We start from the raw sequence: 1,168 nt of genomic DNA, 5'->3' as shown, positions 1-1,168 counted from the left end.
TTCCAAAGTATCCTTTTAACGAGCCGCTTTGTTTTAAGTAAACACAATTAGGGTCTCCGCCTTGAAAGTTCACGGTGCCGCCGTAAAGTAAAATACCGTAGCCGTTGAAATTAACAGTTGCACAAGAAGTTATTGTTAATGTTACACCGCTAGGAACATAAACATTACCAGTTAATGTTACATCAGAAAACCATTTTTCATTTGAAGAAATTATTCCATTTGTTGTATATGATGTCGTTTTTAAATACGCCACAAAAGAAGCTCCGTTATCATCCATTGTTAATGGGCTAGTTGTAAACGAATATAACTGACCTAAGTCATTAAGAGTTCCGAATTTATCTTTATACCAATGACTTTTTTCACACGGATATTCAGTATCGTTAAAGAACCAAATCTTCCCATTGACCATCTGATTATCATAAGCTGCAAGATTAAGACGGTCTGTTTCATACACATTTGGTATGGTATAAGGACTCGGATAAGAGACCGCTGCATTTGGGTATATACCAACGCCAATATTTCCACCATTGCTACCATATAAATCATTACGAGCTTGCAGAGTTAACAAGGCGGCAGGATATCTGTATTTAACATCTAAATTTAAAGTCATGCTTGTAAAGGAACCATCTGTAGTTTCAGCTTCTGATAAAGCACCAATAATTATTTTTCTATTTGGAAGTGAGTTTTGAATAACAGTTTTAATTGAATTTGAAATAAAGCTGGACCCATTGTAAGGTAATCCCGAATGAAGTGTGCTTCCATTTCCTATCGCAGCCCAGTTTGCAGCATCGTCATTAGGATTTATTGTTGCAACTTGTGTTAACTTAAGTGTATAACCACTAATTCCATTAATATAATCTACTTCAACAGTATCAATTGTTGCAGTAGTTGGGATAGAACTTAAGTCAAACTCGAAATATGTTCTGTATGTATTTTGAGTTGTGTCAGATGAACCGCTAATAAAATCATATCCAATGGCATATAAAGCCCCTGAATAATAATTCGTACTAATCACTTTTTTATTATCAATTATTACTTCTTTGACAATGTTTGTGCCCGAGCCCATTAAATATGCTGAGCCCCTTATTATTTTTTGAGCAAGACTCATGCTAGTTAATAATACAAGTATGAGAACTAACAACATGAACTTTTTCATTGTTATTCTCCT

General features: G+C 34.5%; 1 protein-coding gene. It reads right to left on the bottom strand.

Annotated elements, in window-relative coordinates:
• Window positions 1-1,156 (bottom strand): hypothetical protein (locus tag ABRY23_14380; protein ID MFA3784243.1); only part of this gene is annotated, 1,156 nt, incomplete at its 3' end.
• Between the last annotated feature and the right edge of the window lie 12 nt (window positions 1,157-1,168).

It is taken from the genome of Melioribacteraceae bacterium 4301-Me (genome assembly GCA_041538185.1).
GTDB classification, from domain to species: Bacteria; Bacteroidota; Ignavibacteria; order Ignavibacteriales; family Melioribacteraceae; genus Pyranulibacter; species Pyranulibacter aquaticus.
The sequence above is the reverse complement of the archived record's forward strand: the minus strand, read 5'-3'. Positions and strand labels throughout refer to the sequence as shown.